Below are 18,073 nucleotides of genomic sequence, written 5' to 3'. Positions count from 1 at the left end.
ACCGTCGCCCCCGAACTCTCCGACACCCTCGACGCGCCGATCCTGCTGCACCCCGCCGACGACATGCTGTGGCAGCAGACGCACCCGGGCGTCGGACACTCGACGCTCGAGGACGGTCAGCGCATCACCGTCGCCGGAACCGACATCCTGGCGCTGCACACGCCCGGGACACTCACCGGGATCGACGTGCCTGTACCTGCCGGAAGCGGGGGAGTTGTTCAGCGGCGACACCCTTTTCTCCGGCGGCCCAGGCGCCACCGGACGGTCGTACTCGGATTTCCCGACCATCATCGGGTCCATCCGCGACCGGCTCTTCGCCCTTCCCGTCGACACCCGAGTCAACACCGGCCACGGTGACGGGACCCGCATCGGCGACGAAGCACCGCACCTCGAGGAGTGGATCGCCCGCGGCAGCTGAGCGCTGATATATCAATATCGATATTTCCTACTCATTGGTAGTGCAGACTCGGCGCTGCGCACAGCCCTGACGGCCACTGTGCGCACCGCCGGGCCGGTGCCACCTCGTGCCGGACGAACAGGTCCTTGCGTGCACTAACCACGTGTTCAGCTGGCAGAACGTGCGGTTTGTCCGAATCGAGTTACGTCATGTTTCGCAGGGGTGAAAAGTGCCGTCTCCTATTGACACGATCTTGTGTCGATGTTCACATTGTTGTTGCGGGAAGTAAGACGTGTTCCGCATAGCGATACAGAAAGGATCCGAATGCTGAAGGTGTGTCCCTTGGCCGACCTCCCGGGCGGCGAAGCTCTGCGCGTCGACACGACCCCTCCCGTGGCGGTGTTCCACACCGAGGACGGCGAGCTGTTCGCGATCGACGACACCTGTACGCATCAGGACGCGTCGCTCGCGGACGGATGGCTGGAAGGGTGTGCAGTCGAATGTCCGCTGCACGCGTCCACCTTCGACCTGCGCACCGGTGCCGTCGACGCTCCCCCCGCGAAGTTGCCGGTTCGCACTCACACCGTTGTCGTCGACGACGGTGTGATCTACGTCGAGCTGAGCACCGCGACCCCCAATCTTCCGCCCGACGTTCGCGGCCGGCTGGCCGCCGAGGGACATTCATGAAGAGCGTCACCATCGTCGGAGCCTCCCTGGCCGGCCTGTGCTCTGCGCGTGCCCTGCGGGCGTCCGGGTTCGACGGCTCGGTCACCATCGTGGGTGCCGAGAGCCACCGACCGTACGACCGCCCGCCCCTGTCGAAGGAGTATCTCGCCGGCGACGTGGACGCGAGCACTCTCGCCCTCGAGCCCGAAGACGAAGACCTCGACGCCACCTGGATTCTGGGACGTACCGCCACCTCACTCGATCCGTCGCGTCGCACCGTCACCCTCGACGACGATGCCGAACTGACCTCCGATGGCGTCGTCCTGGCCACCGGCTCGCGCGCGCGATCGCTTCCCGGTACCGATCACCTCGCCGGTGTGCACGTGTTGCGTACGATCGACGACGCCGACCGCCTGCGCGCAGAACTCGCGCCCGGCGCGCGTCTGGTCGTCATCGGCGCAGGCTTCATCGGAGCCGAGGTGGCCTCGACCGCAAGGAAACTGGGCCTCGACGTCACTGTCGTCGAAGCCGCCCCGTCACCGCTCGCCGGCCCCCTCGGGACGCGACTGGGTAGCGCGGTGGGCAATCTGCACCGCGACAACGGCACCACGTTGATCTGCGGAACCGCCGTCGACGGACTGACCGGCACCGACCGAGTGACGGGCGTTCGGCTCGCGGACGGCCGACTTCTCGACGCCGATGTCGTGGTCGTCGGCATCGGTGGCATTCCGAACATCGATTGGCTCGGCACCAGCGGACTCGCTCTCGGCAACGGAATCCTGTGTGACGGCGGCGGGGCGACCGCTGTGCCCGGAGTGGTCGCCGTCGGCGATTGCGCCGCATGGCTCGATTCGACCGGTGCCCATCGGCGCGTCGAGCACTGGGCCGGGGCGTCCGAACGCCCCACTGTCGCTGTGTCCACCCTGCTCTCGGGTAGTTACGGCGGCCAACACGTCAAACCTCCGTACTTCTGGTCCGACCAGTACGGGTCACGCATTCAGTTCGCCGGCACCGCCGGACCGGACAGTGAATGCACCATCGAAGAGGGGTCGCCAGAGCTCGGTAGCTTCCTCGCCGTCTACCGATCCGACGGACTTCCGGTCGGCGTACTCGGTGTCAATCAGGTTCGTTCGTTCACCCGCTGGCGCCGTCGGCTCTCGGCACCCGCTCGCGCGGTCTGACCACACCCAGACTGCTGTTCCACTCGTCGTATTCCACTATCCCAGTTGACGTCTCGTCACCGATCCACAAGATCGGCCACGTACGGAGGACCGAAGTGACCACCATTCCCGACACCACGCAGCCCGCAGCCTCCCTCCCCCTGCCCGAGAGTCTGATCTCCACCCTCCCCGGTCGCTACTACACCGATCCGGCCATCTTCGAGCTCGAGCAGGAGAAGATCTTCGAGGAGCTGTGGATCTGCGCGGTCCGTGCTGCGGATCTGGACAAGCCCGGTGCCTTCCGTACCGTGCAGATCGGCCGCGAGAGCGTCATCGTGACGCGCACCCGAACCGGGGCCATCAAGGCGTACCTGAACGTCTGTGCGCACCGCGGTGCGCGAATCTGCATGGAGGACAAGGGCGAAGTCAAGCGATCGTTCCAATGCCCCTACCACGCTTGGACCTACGACCTCGACGGAAAGCTCATCGCGGCACCGAATCTCACCAAGATGCCCGACATCGACCGGGTTCGCTACGGCCTGTCGTCGGTATCGGTCGAGGAATGGCTCGGATACGTCTGGGTCAATCTCAGCGACAATCCGGCATCCTTCGACACCACTGTCGTCCAGGACATCCGCGATCGACTCGGTGACGTCGAGTCGATCGATCGCTACAAGATCGAGGACCTGGGCCTCGGCAGGCGCGTGAGCTACGACGTCAAGGCCAACTGGAAGCTCATCATCGAGAACTTCATGGAGTGCTACCACTGCGCCACCATCCACCCCGAGCTGACCGAGGTTCTACCCGAATTCGCCGATGGTTACGCCGCCCAGTACTACGTGGGCCACGGAGCCGAATTCGGCGAGTCGGTCCGCGGATTCACGCTCGACGGCTCCGAGGGACACGACTCCATCCCCGGAATCGCGCCCGAGCAGGACAGACGCTACTACGCCATCACCGTCAGGCCGCAGGTGTTCGTCAACCTCGTCCCGGATCACGTGATCATCCACCGGATGTATCCGATTGCCGCCGATCACACTCTGGTGGAATGCGATTGGCTCTACCTGCCCGGTGTAGTCGCCTCGGGTCGGGACCTGCAGCACTCGGTGGAGTTGTTCCACCGCGTCAATCTGCAGGATTTCGAGGCGTGCGAGCGCTGCCAGCCGGCCATGAACTCCCGTAAGTACCGCGACGGCGGAGTGCTGGTGGGCAGCGAACACCACATCGGCATCTTCCACGACTGGTTGAAGAACCGCATCGAGGCCTGACCGCCCCTGCCTCCTGCTCGGTGCCGATAGGATCGGTCACCATGAGTGTCGAGGTCGCGTCGCCGGGCACCCCCGGCTCGTCGGGGGTGCCGGGCGAACCGGGGGCGACCATGGCGGACGTCGCTTACTCGGCTATTCGCGACAAGCTGGTCATGTTGGCAATCAAGCCAGGTGAAGCCGTTGTCGAGTCGGCGTTGTCCGCCGAGCTGGGCGTCGGTCGTACACCGGTTCGGGAAGCCCTGAAACGGCTCGAGTACGAGCGCCTGGTGATCTCGCATGCCCGGCGTGGCACCTTCGCAACCTCTGTCGACGTCGCCGACCTGGGAGACATCTCCGAGATTCGCCAGCGCCTCGAACCGCTGGCGGCAGCGAAGGCAGCCACCGCGGCGACCGCGACACAACGTCAAGTTCTGTTGGGGATGGCCGACCGCACCGAGAAGTTCGAGTCTGCGCCGCCGAGCCAGCACGATCTGATCAAGTGGGACGCGGAGGTACATCGCACCGTCTACCGACTGGCTGCGAACCCGGTTCTCGAAGACGCCCTGATTCGCTACAACAATTTGGCGACGCGCATCTTCTGGTTGTTCATGGATCGACTGCCCCCACTTGCCGACCACGTAGGGACTCATACCGAGCTTCTGCGCGCCATCGCGGCCGGGGAAGCCGAGGACGCTGCAGCGATGGCCCGTGCCCATGTGACCGAGTTCGACGACGCGGTTCGCGCTGTCATCTAGATTCCCGGCTGCGCCTGAGGGGCGAGACCACGGTCAACTGCGTGATACGTATAGTCCAGAGAGTGGCCAGCGACGATTCGACCCGTACCCCGGAGGGTGGCGTCCAATCCGTCGACCGCGCATTTCGCGTGCTCGAGGTCGTGGCGCGGCTCGGGGAGGCGGGCGTCAGCGCTATCGCCACCGAGATCGGTGTGCACAAGTCCACGGTGTCGAGGCTGCTCGCGTCGCTCGAAGAACACGACATGGTGATGCAGACGCACAATCGCGGCAAGTACCGGCTCAGCCTCGGAGTGCTGAGGCTTGCCGCTGCCGTACCCGAGCGCCTGGAGATCACCGAATACGGCCACGCCGTCTGTGAACGCCTCGCGGGCAAGCTCGGCGAGACAGTGAATATCGCTGTGCTGCGGGCCAATACGGCTATCCATCTGGATCAGGCTCGTGGTCCCAGTTCGGTCGGCACCCACAACTGGATCGGGGAACAGACTCCGCTGCACGCCACCGCCAGCGGCAAGGTGCTGCTTGCGGCGCTGGACGCCGACACCCGTAAGGCGGTTGTCGATTCGCTCGACCTCCACCGATACACCGAGCACACCCTCACCACCAAGGCCGGTCTGACGGCCGAACTCGATGCCGCAGTGTCCCTCGGGTACGCAGTGGTCGTCGAAGAGTACGAGACCGGACTCAATGCCATCGCAGCTCCGGTTCTCGACTACACCGGCAAGACGACGGCGGCACTGAGCGTCTCCGGTCCGGTGTATCGCTTCGACGAAACCAGAATGCGAGCCATCGTCCCGGACGTGCTTGCCGCCACGGCCGAGATCAGCGAGAAGATGGGCTACCGCGAATCCTTCATTCCCTCGGCCTGAGCAGCCTCAGCGCACTCCACCACATTGGTCAGCAGCATGGCCCTCGTCATCGGCCCCACACCGCCGGTGGCTCCACTGAGCCGCCCCGCAATCTGCTTCACGCCGGGATGCACGTCGCCCAGAATTCCCTCGACGGTGCGGGTGATTCCCACCGACAGCACCGTCGCCCCGGCACTGATCCAATCCGGTTGCACCAGATGCGCAACACCTGCAGCTGCGATGACAACATCGGCGGCCCGAGTGTGCGCGGCGGTGTCCACGGTTGCTTCGTGGCACATCGTGACAGTCGCGTGTTCGCTTCGCCGGGTCAGCATCAACCCGAGCGGACGGCCCACGGTGATGCCGCACCCGATGATGCAGAAGCGTGCGCCGGTGATCGGAACATCATGGTGGCGAAGTAGTTCCAATATTCCGCGCGGCGTGCACGGCAACGGCCCGTCCATGCCGAGCACGAGTCGCCCCAGATTGGTCGGGTGCAGTCCGTCGGCGTCCTTGCGTGGATCGATCAGTTCGATCACCCGATGGGTATCGATGTGCGGGGGAAGCGGCAACTGGACGATGAAACCTGTGCACTCGGGGTCGTCGTTGAGCGCGTGCACCGCGTCTTCGATCTCGTGCTGGGTCGCGGTCGCGGGCAACCGCACCTGAATCGAATGCAGTCCCACCTCGGCGCAGTCGCGATGCTTCGCAGCGACGTAGGAACGGCTACCCGGATCGACGCCCACCAGTATCGTGCCGAGACCGGGGCGATTCCCCTTTTGCACGAGCCGTTCGACGCGATGTCGTAGATCGTCCTTGACGATCGCACTGACCGCCGTCCCGTCGATCTCGAGCGCTGTGGTCATACTGTGCTTCCTCGGTTCGGCAGGCCGCTGGGGTTCTGATATATCAACTGTCGGTCAGGATACGGCGCGTCGCCGCAGTCGGTCAAGAGAGACGATGTGGGAGGGTCGAGTCATGGAGCCATTGCAGCCGATGCGGCCGGTCGACGTGCAACTGGACGAGCGAGAGTCTGCACCGCGTTGGAAGGTGTGGTGCGCCTACGCCGGCGGCCCGGCGTTGTACCTGGCCGCGATGTGGATCGATGGCGGTCAGAGGTGGGCCGCCGTTGCCGGAGTCTGTATTTCGGTCATCGGAGCCGCGCTTTCCGTCGCGGCAGCGCGGCGGGTTTCACGCGAGAACGCCGGTCGACGTATCCCGTGGACGGGATTTCCGCCCGTACGGCCACGCAAGGTCGACTTACTGGAAAGTGTCGGTACGTCGATGGCGTTGGCCGGTGCCTTGTTGGCGGCGAACAACCTGTCGATTCCGTGGCCGATTTCGTTGCCGATCATCGCCTTCGTTTTCATCGGGTTGCCCCTCTCGGCACAGGCGCGGCATAACTACCGGGTCCGGAGGAGCACCGCCGACTCCTGTTGACAGAGGTATGGACGACGCGGTGGCCCAGGAGATGAAACGACCGCTATCGGCGCAACATCGCCCACACTTCGGGTCCACCATCAGGAAGCCGCACCGACCCGGTGAGCTGAAAACCCAATCGTGAGTAGAAGGCGAGGTTCGCTGTCGACGACGTCTCCAGGTAGGCCGGACAACCGTGCTCGCGGGCCTGCTGAAGACCGGGTTCGAGGACGGCGCGCCCCAGGCCCTGCCCCTGCACGGATGGATCGACGCCTACCGTCGCCAACAGCCACACCGGCTCCGACGGCTTCAACGATTCGGTGGCTTCGTCTGCTCTTCGCGCGATATCGATGCGATCACCGTGCAGTTGCTCGATCTGTTCGGCGACGGACCCGAATGCTTCGCCCACACCGACCGAGGACGGCGTGAGCCATACCGCAACGGCCGCAACGTCATCGGAAACCCACACTCGACCGCATTGCAAGCCGATCACGTCGAGATAGATGCGCTGCAGTGATGCCACCCGCTGCTGGTGTTCATCGGCCGCGACGGTGTGCCGAGTGAACGGATAGTCCGAGAAAGCACGGCCCAGCGACTCGGCAGCGCGGTCCACGTCTGCCTGAACTGCAGGTCGGATTGTCTGCTTCGCATTCACATACGGGAACTCTAGTTCCAATCGGTCGACCACGGTTGCAGGTGGACGCACGCGGCACCCACACACGCGGAGCGTCGGTAGCGATCGACAGGCGGGACGTCAGCTCCTCGATCGTTCGACCAGCGCGGACACCGCTGCCCCTAAAACGAACACGAGTGATGTCAGCATGATGTTCAACCAGAGGCTGAAGCGGGTGTCGAACGCGAACTGTTGTGGCACAAGGTTCTCCACGTTGTAGAGGTTGGACACCAGACTCGCCGCGACGGCCACGACTCCTACTGCGACCATTACGCGCGACCGCAGAGCAACGCCCCAGATCAATACCGCTGCCGACATCGTCAACAGCGGAAGAAGTCCACGGATCGTCAGGTTGCCCACGAAGACCAGCAGTCCACTGCGCACCAGAAGTACTGTGGCCAAACACAATCCAACACTGACCACGAGCCACAGACGGACGTGCAATACGGCACCTGATCGACGTTCACTCCACGTGCAGTAGAGAGCGACTGCCCCGATACACACCGGCAGTGCAATCAGCCAATAAAGACCCGCAGCCGGCGATGCGAGGTACGCAGATCCGCCGAACCACATCGGACTCGATACCGACTCCCCGGAACCGAACGGCTGCCGAACGTAGAACGGCAGCGCGCCGATGAACGTCACCGCGACGAGCAAAAGCGGGAGGGACAACGGAGGAACAGCATGCGGTCGAGGATCGGCACCGCCCCCGTTCGGCCGAGCGCCTTCGCCCGAGACTTCACCCAATCGATCTGTCACGTGCCCCTCCTCGACGATGAAATAAAACCCTACGCCCGGTTTGTTTCGGTTGTCCAGGTGGCCACTGCCCCCGTCCACACGACATGAGCACAACGAAAAAGCCCCGAACCGCATCGCTGCAGTTCGGGGCTTCTTCTTCTGTGCGCCCGAAGGGATTCGAACCCCTAACCTCTTGGTCAGAGCTTTCGCCCTGGTCAGAGGCTGAAGTGGTTGTTCCATTCAAGCGTGCCGCGTGATGGAGATTAGTGGGCCAAATTCTGGTACTTACGTACCAAAACATTGGTTTGGTCCGTTATGACCGGAAGACGAAAATTACACGCAGGTAACTCGGTATTTGTTAAGCACATGACATACACACCTGAGGGAATAGCGAAGCCGCTGACTGACGAGTGGTCCATCCTGTTGTCTCGATACGCCGTCGATGAGCGTGCGGCGGGCAGTCCATGGACGACGATAGGGACTCGCCGTAGCCACATCGCGAGAATGGCACGCTGCCTTGACGTTTCGCCCTCCGAGGTCACTGGGCGGCTACTCACGGACTGGTTCGGAATGCAGGAGCAGTGGCAGAACGAGACGCGCAGGGGCTATCGGAACAGCATGCGCAGTTTCTTTCGTTGGGCGTACCGGGAGCGGCACCTACCGAGCAACCCAGCCGAAGCTTTGCCGAAAGTGCCGGCCAAGAAGGCCAAGGCGAAACCGGCGCCGGATCGGGTCTGGCTGGAATCGTTGATGGCCGCTGACCGGCGCGATGAGATGATGCTCGAACTCGCGTGCCATGCGGGCTTCCGGCGCGGCGAGGTGGCGGTGTGCAGCACCGACGATATCCATGAGGAGTTCGACGGTTGGATGATCACCGCGCACGGTAAGGGTGGCAAGGATCGTGAGGTGCCCATCTCGAGGGGGCTCGCAGAGTTACTCCTGCGAGGTGCCGCCTGGCATACCGAGGGTGCGAGCGCGACCGGCTACCTGTTTCCTGGCGACGATAACGGTCATCTCTCGCCACGGTGGGTGGGCACGCTGTGCTCTCGGGTCATGCCGGGAGTGTGGACGATGCACAAGCTGCGTCACAGGTACGCCACTCGGGCATTGAGGGGCACCGGGAACCTACGTGCAGTGCAGGAGCTGCTCGGCCACGAGTCGGTGGCGACGACGGAGATTTACACCGAGGTCGGCGGTGAGGAACGACGAGCAGCCGCTGACGCTGCGGTCTATCGAGACGCGGCCTGATAGCCGATGCGCCGTCCGGTCAGGCGCGGACTATCCACAGGTGGGCGGAGGCTTTGTCGTTGGAGAAGTTTGCGTTGGCGGTTCCGGTGCCGCGTACGGCCCACCAGCGAACGATTTGCGATCCGGTGAATGATGGTGCGTTGGCGGGGGTTTGACCGAGTGCTGATGCGGGGTCGGGTTGGACGTTGCAGGGGACGATCTGGTTGGCGGCGGCGGCGTTGGAGCCGAGGCCGAACCCGACGGCTTGGCCGGTGACAGTGCCGACGCGGACTTCGATATCCGGGCGCGTTCCGCCTGCGCTTGCCCAGGTCTGCCAGCGACCGAACGGGATGATGCGGTAGCGCCAGCCGGGGTCGGGGATGGTGACGTTGCACAGTTCGAGCTTGGTGGTGGTGACGTTCTGGCGTTCGGTGAATGCTGCGGGGACGTAGGGGCCGACCAGTTGCAAGTTCTGTTCGGCTTTGGGCATCTGTGCGTTGGTCAGCGTTTGTTCCATGCGTTCGGCCATTGCTTGGAACACCGATGCATTCACGGGGTCACTGGCGACGGGGTACGGGATCTGATATTTCGGGGTATACGCGGGCATCGCTGTGTTTCCTTTTCAATCCACGAATGCGGCGTCGGCGTTGTCGACGTAGCTCAGGTCGTAGTAGGTGACGGAGTTGTCGAGCGAGTACGTCTCTGCCCTGCTGTAGTCGGCGTAGCGCCAGCCTTTGGCAGCGAACTCGCCGAATGTGACGGGGGTGAACCCGGCAGGGAAGACGTAGCTCGAGGGGGCGAGGTCGATGCCGACGCGCCAGTAGCCGTTCTCGTAGACCACTTCCCCACCTGCGGGGTGCCAGACGGGCGCGAGTTGCATGTCGACGGTGAACGGGGAGGCGGCTACCACGACTTGGCGGATCGTTCCGGCAGGGAGGGTCAGGGACTCGAAAGTATCCCATCCGGCGATCTCGGTGGTGCGTTGGGTATCCCAGGTGATCCTTGGGTGCGCCGGTTTGGTGGCTTCGCCGGTGACGAGGCGGCGGACGTCTTCGATGACGGGGTCTACGAATGTGCCGTTGTTGTACCAGGAGTCGAACTTGAGCAGTCGGCGTGGTGTGGCGTCGCGGGCGGTGACGGTGGTGACCCAGTCGCGGTAGCCGTTGGGTTTGTCTTTCCACTGGCACACGATGTGGGTGATGTCGGTCAGTGTGGAGGCGGACAGGGCGACTTCGGAGAGCACGTCGCAGCCGCCGATGTATGCGCCGGGGTACCCCTCTTGGTCGATCGGTGATTGCTGTCCAGTGGGGTCGGTCCAGGTGGGTGGGTAGATGCCGATTTTTTTGCGGGGGTCATCGAAGGGCACGCCGAGTGTCAGTTTGTAGGCACCGAACTGGGAGCCCGAGACGATGCGGGTGACGACGTTGCGGTGTGGGTTGTAGGACCATTGGTCGGCGAACGATCGGTACATCTCGTTCGTCATCTCGAGGACGGTTTTGTCTGTGACGGTGACGGGCCTGGTTTGTCCGTCCTTGAATCGGTCCTCGAAGTAGAACTCTCGGATGCCCGCGCCGCCTGCGGCGGCTTGATTGCGGATGCGCACGGCGCGGAGCTGCATCGTTTCTTCGGGTGCATCGCCTGCGTCGAAGGAGATGTTGCCCAGCCATCCGGATCGGTCGACGGCCTGTATCTGTACTCGGTAGCCGTTGACGGGTCCGTCTGTGGTGTTGTGTCGCCAGCGCGATACGTCCACGTCGGTGGTGAACCCTTGGAACAGGTACCGCACGCCGGGTCTGCGGCCGGTGCGATCTACCCAGACCAGCACCCCACGGCCGATCGCTTGGCGGTCACGTACCCGCGCCAGCCATGCGCCGGTGGGGTCGAACATGGTGAAGGTGAGCACGGTCGGTTCCGGTTGGGTCCACACGTCCGAGCGGCCCCACACGTACTTCAGTGCCCCCACCAGAGTGGGGCGGGTGGAGCTGAATACCGTTGCACCGTTACGTGTTTCGGTGTCGCATCGAACGAATTCGCCGTCGAGGGCTATGACCGGTGTCGGGTTGACCATCAGGCTCCCAGCCGGACGGCGGGGGAGGTTCCTCGGGTGCGACTGTTGCGGCCGATGGCACCGACGACCGTCCCTGCGATCGCTTGTGGGTCCACTGCTCCCGATCCGTCGACGCGGACGGTGGTGGAGTTGTCGACGTTGATCACCGTGGCGGAGGCGAACATGCGGGGGTTGCTGCCACCGGTGAACGGGGCGGCGGATGCGGCGGTGATGGTGTTCGGAGTAGACGCACCGGCGGTGATCGCGCCGTCCGGTGAGACTGCGGAGCCCAGGATGGAGCTGAGCCAGCCGGGAGGGGACGGCCAGCGGATCGAGGCGATGGCCGATATCAGGGACTGGACCATGCCGATGATGGTGGAGATGGCACCGGTGACGGCGGATGCGGCACCGGCGATGGTGTCGAACACCGACGACCCGATCGAGCGCAGGGTGTTGAACACGTCGATGATGTTCTGAATTTTGCCGGTGACGAACCCGACGATGGAGTCGATGACGGCAGAGACTGCGCTGTAGATCGCGTTCCACACAGCCGACACGGCCCCGGTGACGGTGTTCCAGACGCCGATAATGGAGGCGACCGCGCCGGAGAAGTAGCCGACGATGATGTTTCCGATGGCGGCGACGATCGGGGGGATGGCGGCGATAGCGGTGGTGACGAACGAAACCATCGCGGCCCAGATGGTCTGGAAGAACTGGGTTTGTGTGGCGAGGTAGACAATTCCGGCGACGAGAGCGGCAACCGCAACGACGACGATGCCGATCGGGTTGGCGGTGAGCGCGATGTTGAGGATGCCTTGGGCGATCGCCCACACTTTGGTGGCGATGGACACTGCGGTCATGGCGGGGCCGATGGCAAGCAGAGCGCCGACGATGATGGGCAGGGCGGGGCCGAGTCCGGTCAGGAGAGCGGATGCGATCGAGGCCAGTGGGGCCAGTAGCGGGGCGGCGGCGGCGATGACGACAGCGAATGCGTCGGCCAGTGCGAGGATGCCAGGAGTTGCGGCGGTGAATGCGTCGGTGAGGGCGGGGCCGACCGACTGCGCCACGGAGACCAGGGCAGGGGTGATCGCGGTGATGATCGCGCCGACGATTCCAAGTGCGCCGCCCAATGGTCCAGCGGCAGAGGCCAGCTCGGTGAACAGGGTGACCACCGGGCCGAGGAGATCGCCGATCGCGGAGAACGCGGCGAAGATGGTGTCGACGTTGATCGAGGAACCGAACTCGATCATCTTGGTGACGAGGGTGTTCAGCCCTGGCCCGAGTCGGGTGACGAATTCGGCGGACTTGTCGGCCAGCGCGCCGATGCCGGTGGCGTTGTCTTTGACCGTTGCGGCCAAGCCATTGAAGACTCCCGATACCGCTCTGCCCACCCCAGCCATTTGCGGGGCGATGGCATCGAGTGTGGCACCCAGGTCCGAGAAGCCCTGTGTCATACCGGTTTCGAAGACCGATGACATGGTGGACTTGAACCGAGTGAGGGCGGGTGAGGCGGTTTGGGCGGCGGCTTTGATTCCGTCCATTCCGGCGGCGACCGCGCCGAGCGCCGGGAGGGCGAGTAGCCCTACCGACGCTCCGGCGACCGCGACGGCGGTCACTGCTTGCGCGGCGGCGGCTGCACCCGATACCGCTGCCGCGCCGAGCAGGGTCAGCTTTCCGGCGGTGTTGCTCGCAGATCCACCGAGCTTTCTGGTTGCTCTCTCGGCTCTGTCGAAGCCGGTGGTGACGGCGTCGCTGATGATCCGTATTCGCAGGATGGCTGTTCTACCGGCCATGCGCGTTCTCCATTTCTTCTGCCCTCGCGGCGAGCACGTCGAGCATCGTTGCGATCATCACGTCGGGTTCTGCCAGTAGCGCGGTGGGGGTGATTCCGGTTGCTACCGACAGGGCTGCGATCAGGTAGCCGGGGTCGTCGTCGGGGAGGGCTTGGCCGTCGAGGGCGGCGGCACCGAGAGCGAGAATCAGACGACGGGCGGAGGGTACGCGGCGGGGTTCGGTGCCGGGTACCCCGTGGTGCCCGGTGGGGTCAGCGGTGCGGGTGTCAGATCGAGAGGCGACGCCTGCGGGGGAACGGCGGTGTCGCCCGACGTAGGGTCCGGCTCACCACCGTCATCGGCAGCGTTGTCGCCGGGGGTGTCGGCTACGTCGATGGCCACGACAGCGTCGGTGAAGTCCTCGAACGATCCGGCGAACACTCCGGTGCGGCGGCACGCGGCGAACGCGACGTAGGCGCTGAGCATGATCTGATCTTCGGACGGTGACGGCCACTGTCGTTTACGCCAGATCAGCGAGTAGGCGACGGAGTCGGACAGGCGTGGGGAGATGGTGACGCGGCGGTCTTCGAATACGACGGTGAGGTCGGACGATACTTCGGGAGCTTCGAGTGTCATTGTGGCGGTGTTCCTTTCGGGCGTCATGCGCCTTCGACGGACCGAATGAGCCGGTCCATGTGGTCGTGGTATTCGGTGATCCACCGGGGTTCGGTGGCTTGGGCCGCGAGAGAGAGCCAGGGTTGGGCGGGGATGCGGCGGGCGGGCCACCCCCAGTGAATCGCCCCGCCGTAGGGGACGGAGGCGCGCCCTGCGGAGATGATCGCGGTGGACGGGGTGGAGCCTGCGTTGCGGACCGATGCGGCGAGGCGACCGGACCGGCGGGGGGCACTGATTCGGCCGGCACCGACGACGATATCGGCGGCGGCTTTGTTGACCGCACGCATCTGCGATGCCCGCACGCCGGCCTGACGGAGAGTCGAGCGTAGTCGGCGGGCACCTTCGACGCGGTATTCCATGTCAGCTCGCGGGGGTTGTTCCGCCGGTTGCCGGTTGCGCGGTGAATACCGGGTCGCCGGAGATGTTCCACTCGAATTCGGATGTGTTGCGTTTCTTCACATCTCCGCCGAGTCCGACCGGATCGACCATGACCGTGCCGGTGACCTTCGCCTGCCCGGTGGTATCGGGAATGAAGGTGAATCCGGTTTCGGCTCCGGCGTTGCGCCAGGTCCAGTCGATCAGTCCGTCGGCCTGTACGTCCTGGAACACCGCCCCTGCCATGGTCCAGGCGTAGGTGCGTGCTCCGGCGACCGCCCCCCCGCACAGTGTCGGGGTCGGGTCTTCGCTGTCGCCTTTGGCGGAGATGACGAGGTTCGATATCTGGCAGGAGATGTCGAGGGCGACGGACCCGCCACCGGGTGCGTTGATGACCAGGGAGCCGGGGCCGAGTGTGTGGATCGGGCGCTTGGGTGGTGCTGCTGGTGCAGTCATGACGGCCTTTCTTCGATGATGTCAGTCGAGGGGGTAGAGGGCACGCCAGCCGATGGTCTGTCCGGCGGCGTTGGTGATCGAGGACACGGCTTCGACGGGGAGCCTGGCGAGGGCGTCGAGAACGATCCCCAGATTGCGGTATGCGCCCGCCCTGTCCGCGTCGGGAACGAGCACGTCGAGGGAGGCGATGATCGACGGCTCACCGGAGAGGGTGTCGTAGGCGACGGAGTCGACGCCGACGAGCACACCGGGCAGCTGTAGGTCGGCGGTGTCGGTGGCAGCTCCGATGCCGAGTGTGCGGACCTCTGCCACCAGCAACGCCAGCCGGGTATCGAGTGCGGTCATATCGCGAAGCCCTGTTGCCACTTGCCCAGGCGCAGCAGCATCGAGATATCGGGGTCGGAGCGGGCGACGTAGACAGGTCCGTAGTCGTCGTTGGCGAGTGTGCCGTCCGGGGTGTTGCGGCGGCGGTGCAGTTTCGCAGCGAGCATCACAGCGCCACGAAAGAGATCGTCGGGCCACACTGCGGATTCCGCTGGCACGGCTGCATTTTCGGGTGCGAGTGTGCAGTCGTGCCAGCGGTAGAGCAGACCTGCTACCGCGTCGACCACTCCCGGCACGTGATCGTCTGCGGCAGGTAGGCCGAGTTGAACTGTCACAGCAGCGCCGAGAGAGTTGCGGGTAACGGTGGGCACGGGTTATCCGTTTGCGACCGGTGCGGTGAAGGCCACCTTGCGCAGCGCCTCGGGGCGGTTGATGATCTTCGCGGTGTACCCGAACAGGGCAGCGTCGCGGCCACCCTTGGCGATGTGCTCTGCCTCGGCGCGGAGCGGGGAGCCGGTGAGCTCGTAGAACGAGGCGGCGTTCTTTGCGCCCACCAGGGCGGTGCCGCGTTCGACGGCCGTCGAGGTGGTCCACTTCGACGGGTCACCGAGTGGGGCGAGGTTGCCGTAGTGCGGCGCTTCGAGCATCGACACATCGAGCAAGGTGAGCAGGTCGAGGGGGTTGACGATGGCGAACGTTGCCGGGGTGCGGACTTCGGCGTCGACAGTGAGGGCGGCGGCGGTGATGGCGCGCACCATGTCCGGGAACGAGCCCGCCAATGGCAGCGCGTTGGTGTCGAGGAAGTCGGCGAAGTCGAGGTCGGTTTCCTCGGCGTAGGACTCGTTCATCGCGGCCCAGTACGCGGCCAGGTAGGCGGTCTCTCCGAAGTCGAAGAACGCGCGGTCGATATCGTGGCCACCGGCCCACCGCTCGGAGTCGCGCTTGACCTCGCGGGTCTGCGGCAGGTTGGTGGGAATATCGGTCTTGTTACCGGCGTACTTACCGACCTTCGGTTTGGTGACCCACTGGTAGCCGACCGCCTGTCGTGTGGTCAGGGGGCGGGTGGTGAGCAGTGGGACGATGCGCCGCTGGTAGGCGACGGAGGACCACAGTTCACCGAGCCAGGCGGGAGCGGCGATGCCGATCTGGTTGGCGATGGTGATATCGGAAAGTTCGGCGTGCACTTCCTCACCGCGTACGGCAGCGCCGATGGCACCGAGCACCTGATCGAGTGAAGCACCCTGCTGAGCGGCGGCACCGGTGCGCACCGGACCCAGTCCGGCGGGCACCACGGCAGGGCGCGGCGCGGACGCGTTCGACGCCGGTGCCGGAGCCGGAGCCGGTGCCGGAGCCGGAGCGGGAGCCGGAGCCGGAGCGGGAGCCGGAGCGGGAGCCGGTGCCGGAGCGGGAGCCGGAGCCGGAGCGGGGGCGGGTGCCGGAGCGGGGGCGGGGGCGGGTTGGCCCGCTGCTGTGGTGTTCTCAGCCAGGATCAGTTCGTCGGCTCGTTCTGCGTAAACCATTGTGACTCTTGCCCTTTCGTAGGCGGGAATGGGGACCATGGCTACTTTGCGTAGCACGGAATCTGTGATGTAGGGGCCGTTGCGGGTGAGCGGTACCGCTTCGATGGAGAAGCAGTCGCGGACCGATTGCGCTTCGATCAGCGCGAGGTCACCGTCTGGGGTGGCGGGGACGGTGAAGTCGGCGTAGACGCCGATGCCGCCTCCGTCGATGGCGTCGACCCACCAGCGGGACATGACGGCGACGGGGCCACCGCCGTGTGTGGAGTGATCGCGGAGCAACTTGACCGACGACAGATCGTTGGGGATGCGCAGAGAACCGCGGTTGAAGGTGATGCGCCCCGCCGTGGTTGCGCCGGGTTCGTCGTAGGGGAGGATTATTCCGGTGATGGTGCGGCGCTTGGTGTTTGCGTCGATGATGGTCATTTCGAGTCCCAGCGGTGACGGCCTGCGCCGGTGTCGGTGGTGTACGGATCAATGAAGGGCGACGGTGGATCGGGTGCGGGCGGGATTGCGGAGTAGGCCCGGACCGGGTAGGTGGGCTGCGGAGGGGGTGGGGTGACGGCGGGCATGGCCCCGGTTGCGGAGCCGAGTTGGAGCGCGAGTTCTTCGTTGCGTGTGGAGAGTTCGTCGTAGTTGCCGTTGACTTTGTTTTCCATTCGGCCGATGTTGGCGCGCACTCCGGATATGCCGAGCAGTGCGACGATGGTCGGGGTGGCGAATCCGAGCAGGGTCGGTGCGAACGATGCGAGGTCGCGGCCGTCGAGTGCGGCGTATCCGATACCGACGACGATCAGCAGGGCCAGGGCGAGCGCGCCGAGTAGTGCGATGGTGCGGTCGCGGGCACTTGCACCGTTTTTGTTCGAGTCGCTCACAGTCGGTCCATGCGGTACTGGAATGCCAGGCGGGTGATGGCGGCGCGGGTGTCGAGTAGGACGACAGTGTTGACGACGCCGAGGGCCAGCGCGGCGCATGCGGCGGCGTCGGCCAGAACACTGATCATCGTCGTGCACCGGTGATCGGGTCGATGAATCCGGTGATGCCCGCCCGGTAGCCGAGTGCGGCGAGCGCTTCGACGGGGGTCAGTCCGCCGAGCATGTCGAGCCCGGGATAGGAGGCCTGTTCGTTGATCTTGCCGCCCGGTGCCACGAGGTCACGTGAGCCGGTGAGTTGGTAGCGAACATCTTTCACGTCGGAGCCGATCGGGCCGACGAATCCGGTGATGTAGTCGGCGATGTATTTCTTGATTTCGTTGACTTCGGCGGCGCTCATCGGGGCGTCCTTTCCAGGTGCAGGCGGGGTGGCGGGTGCGGGTCCGTAGATGCCGAGGTACCCGGCGTCGAGCCGGTCGGCCAACTGTTGAACCCTGGGATCGGTTGGGGGCAAGCCGATTTGGTAATGCATTTGGTCGGGGTAGTTCCACCAGCCGCCCCAGTAGAGGGCGGGGCCGAACTTGCGCATACCGTCTTCGACTTTGGCGACGATCGGTGCGGGCATGTTCCGGACGCCCATGCCGTACCAGGGGGCGTGGATGTCGGCGGCGGTGCCGGACATGTGGTTACTGTTCGCTACGTCGTTGTCGTTCGAGTGGCCCCACACTTGCGACCGGATGCGCTCGATGTGCCGGTCGTAGTAGATGATCCACGCGTTCATGATGGTGGCGACCGGACCGGCGCGGAATCCGACTCGTTTGGCCGCGGGGACCACTTCGACGGCCACGGTTCCGGCTGATGTGATCATGGGCCATCCGTTTTCGGAGGGCGCACCGGGGCGGGTGGGG

22 protein-coding genes and 1 pseudogene are annotated in these 18,073 nt (G+C 64.9%); 8 read left to right on the top strand and 15 right to left on the bottom strand.

All coding sequences use genetic code 11. The features are described 5' to 3' along the window. The 6 genes and pseudogenes from ABZ677_RS21745 to ABZ677_RS21720 form a co-directional block, all read left to right on the top strand. Positions 1-418, top strand: a pseudogene (locus ABZ677_RS21745) (MBL fold metallo-hydrolase); the annotation flags it as partial. Between the two features lie 303 nt (positions 419-721). Next, the gene (locus ABZ677_RS21740; protein ID WP_358373152.1) at positions 722-1,084 is read left to right on the top strand and encodes a bifunctional 3-phenylpropionate/cinnamic acid dioxygenase ferredoxin subunit; all 363 of its coding nucleotides are present in this window, start codon (positions 722-724) and stop codon (positions 1,082-1,084) included. Beyond that, the gene (locus tag ABZ677_RS21735; protein WP_358373150.1) at positions 1,081-2,244 is read left to right on the top strand and encodes an FAD-dependent oxidoreductase; all 1,164 of its coding nucleotides are present in this window, start codon (positions 1,081-1,083) and stop codon (positions 2,242-2,244) included. Before ABZ677_RS21740 ends, ABZ677_RS21735 begins: the two co-directional genes overlap by 4 nt. 95 nt (positions 2,245-2,339) lie before the next feature. Beyond that, on the top strand, positions 2,340-3,491 hold the full coding sequence (locus ABZ677_RS21730; protein WP_358373148.1) for an aromatic ring-hydroxylating dioxygenase subunit alpha: 1,152 nt from the start codon (positions 2,340-2,342) through the stop codon (positions 3,489-3,491). 41 nt (positions 3,492-3,532) lie between these two features. Beyond that, positions 3,533-4,225, top strand: a complete 693-nt coding sequence (locus ABZ677_RS21725) for a GntR family transcriptional regulator (RefSeq protein WP_358373145.1) — start codon at positions 3,533-3,535, stop codon at positions 4,223-4,225. A 62-nt stretch (positions 4,226-4,287) separates the two neighbouring features. Continuing rightward, positions 4,288-5,091: an IclR family transcriptional regulator gene (locus ABZ677_RS21720; protein WP_358373142.1), complete on the top strand. Its 804-nt coding sequence runs from the start codon at positions 4,288-4,290 to the stop codon at positions 5,089-5,091. On the opposite strand, the gene ABZ677_RS21715 is transcribed toward ABZ677_RS21720, so the two are convergent. Further along, on the bottom strand, positions 5,061-5,936 hold the full coding sequence (locus tag ABZ677_RS21715) for a bifunctional methylenetetrahydrofolate dehydrogenase/methenyltetrahydrofolate cyclohydrolase (RefSeq protein ID WP_358373139.1): 876 nt from the start codon (positions 5,934-5,936) through the stop codon (positions 5,061-5,063). The genes ABZ677_RS21720 and ABZ677_RS21715 overlap by 31 nt on opposite strands. Before the next feature lie 112 nt (positions 5,937-6,048). Here ABZ677_RS21715 and ABZ677_RS21710 point away from each other — a divergent pair, with 112 nt between their 5' ends. Further along, the gene (locus tag ABZ677_RS21710; RefSeq protein ID WP_358373137.1) at positions 6,049-6,510 is read left to right on the top strand and encodes a hypothetical protein; all 462 of its coding nucleotides are present in this window, start codon (positions 6,049-6,051) and stop codon (positions 6,508-6,510) included. A 43-nt stretch (positions 6,511-6,553) separates the two neighbouring features. On the opposite strand, the gene ABZ677_RS21705 is transcribed toward ABZ677_RS21710, so the two are convergent. Together ABZ677_RS21705 and ABZ677_RS21700 are read right to left on the bottom strand one after the other, a co-directional pair. Then, positions 6,554-7,144: a GNAT family N-acetyltransferase gene (locus ABZ677_RS21705; RefSeq protein WP_358373134.1), complete on the bottom strand. Its 591-nt coding sequence runs from the start codon at positions 7,142-7,144 to the stop codon at positions 6,554-6,556. A gap of 99 nt (positions 7,145-7,243) precedes the next feature. Beyond that, positions 7,244-7,921 carry a hypothetical protein gene (locus ABZ677_RS21700; RefSeq protein WP_358373131.1) on the bottom strand — a complete coding sequence of 226 codons (678 nt, stop codon included), beginning with the start codon at positions 7,919-7,921 and terminating at the stop codon, positions 7,244-7,246. Between the two features lie 669 nt (positions 7,922-8,590). On the opposite strand from ABZ677_RS21700, the gene ABZ677_RS21695 reads away from it, so the two are divergent. Then, entirely contained in the window at positions 8,591-9,148 is a 558-nt protein-coding gene (locus ABZ677_RS21695) for a tyrosine-type recombinase/integrase (RefSeq protein ID WP_358373128.1), read from the top strand. Positions 9,149-9,167: 19 nt separating this feature from the next. Here the strand turns inward: ABZ677_RS21695 and ABZ677_RS21690 are convergent, their stop codons facing one another. The 12 genes from ABZ677_RS21690 to ABZ677_RS21635 form a co-directional block, all read right to left on the bottom strand. Then, positions 9,168-9,734: a hypothetical protein gene (locus ABZ677_RS21690; protein WP_358373126.1), complete on the bottom strand. Its 567-nt coding sequence runs from the start codon at positions 9,732-9,734 to the stop codon at positions 9,168-9,170. 15 nt (positions 9,735-9,749) lie between these two features. Continuing rightward, a complete protein-coding gene (locus tag ABZ677_RS21685; protein ID WP_358373123.1) occupies positions 9,750-11,195 on the bottom strand; it encodes a hypothetical protein in 1,446 nt (481 codons plus the stop codon). Further along, positions 11,195-12,967, bottom strand: a complete 1,773-nt coding sequence (locus ABZ677_RS21680; RefSeq protein ID WP_358373121.1) for a hypothetical protein — start codon at positions 12,965-12,967, stop codon at positions 11,195-11,197. The genes ABZ677_RS21685 and ABZ677_RS21680 overlap by 1 nt, the downstream gene beginning before the upstream one ends. A 186-nt stretch (positions 12,968-13,153) precedes the next feature. Continuing rightward, positions 13,154-13,582 (bottom strand): hypothetical protein, encoded by a 429-nt coding sequence (locus ABZ677_RS21675; RefSeq protein ID WP_358373118.1) that lies wholly within the window; start codon positions 13,580-13,582, stop codon positions 13,154-13,156. Positions 13,583-13,605: 23 nt separating this feature from the next. Then, positions 13,606-13,980 (bottom strand): hypothetical protein, encoded by a 375-nt coding sequence (locus ABZ677_RS21670; RefSeq protein WP_358373116.1) that lies wholly within the window; start codon positions 13,978-13,980, stop codon positions 13,606-13,608. A gap of 1 nt (position 13,981) precedes the next feature. Next, the gene (locus ABZ677_RS21665) at positions 13,982-14,452 is read right to left on the bottom strand and encodes a hypothetical protein (RefSeq protein WP_358373113.1); all 471 of its coding nucleotides are present in this window, start codon (positions 14,450-14,452) and stop codon (positions 13,982-13,984) included. 21 nt (positions 14,453-14,473) lie between these two features. Then, positions 14,474-14,797 carry a hypothetical protein gene (locus ABZ677_RS21660; RefSeq protein WP_358373110.1) on the bottom strand — a complete coding sequence of 108 codons (324 nt, stop codon included), beginning with the start codon at positions 14,795-14,797 and terminating at the stop codon, positions 14,474-14,476. Beyond that, positions 14,794-15,147, bottom strand: coding sequence for a hypothetical protein (locus tag ABZ677_RS21655; RefSeq protein ID WP_358373107.1), 354 nt, complete (start codon positions 15,145-15,147; stop codon positions 14,794-14,796). Before ABZ677_RS21655 ends, ABZ677_RS21660 begins: the two co-directional genes overlap by 4 nt. A gap of 3 nt (positions 15,148-15,150) precedes the next feature. Next, positions 15,151-16,719 (bottom strand): hypothetical protein, encoded by a 1,569-nt coding sequence (locus ABZ677_RS21650; protein WP_358373104.1) that lies wholly within the window; start codon positions 16,717-16,719, stop codon positions 15,151-15,153. Next, positions 16,716-17,168, bottom strand: coding sequence for a hypothetical protein (locus ABZ677_RS21645; protein ID WP_358373102.1), 453 nt, complete (start codon positions 17,166-17,168; stop codon positions 16,716-16,718). The genes ABZ677_RS21650 and ABZ677_RS21645 overlap by 4 nt, the downstream gene beginning before the upstream one ends. After that, on the bottom strand, positions 17,165-17,296 hold the full coding sequence (locus tag ABZ677_RS21640) for a hypothetical protein (protein WP_358373099.1): 132 nt from the start codon (positions 17,294-17,296) through the stop codon (positions 17,165-17,167). Before ABZ677_RS21640 ends, ABZ677_RS21645 begins: the two co-directional genes overlap by 4 nt. Then, complete coding sequence (locus tag ABZ677_RS21635; RefSeq protein ID WP_358373096.1) at positions 17,293-18,033, bottom strand: M15 family metallopeptidase; 741 nt, start codon at positions 18,031-18,033, stop codon at positions 17,293-17,295. Before ABZ677_RS21635 ends, ABZ677_RS21640 begins: the two co-directional genes overlap by 4 nt. Between the last annotated feature and the right edge of the window lie 40 nt (positions 18,034-18,073).

The organism is Rhodococcus sp. NPDC006774, from assembly GCF_040636045.1.
GTDB lineage: Bacteria > Actinomycetota > Actinomycetes > Mycobacteriales > Mycobacteriaceae > Rhodococcoides.
The sequence above is the reverse complement of the archived record's forward strand: the minus strand, read 5'-3'. Positions and strand labels throughout refer to the sequence as shown.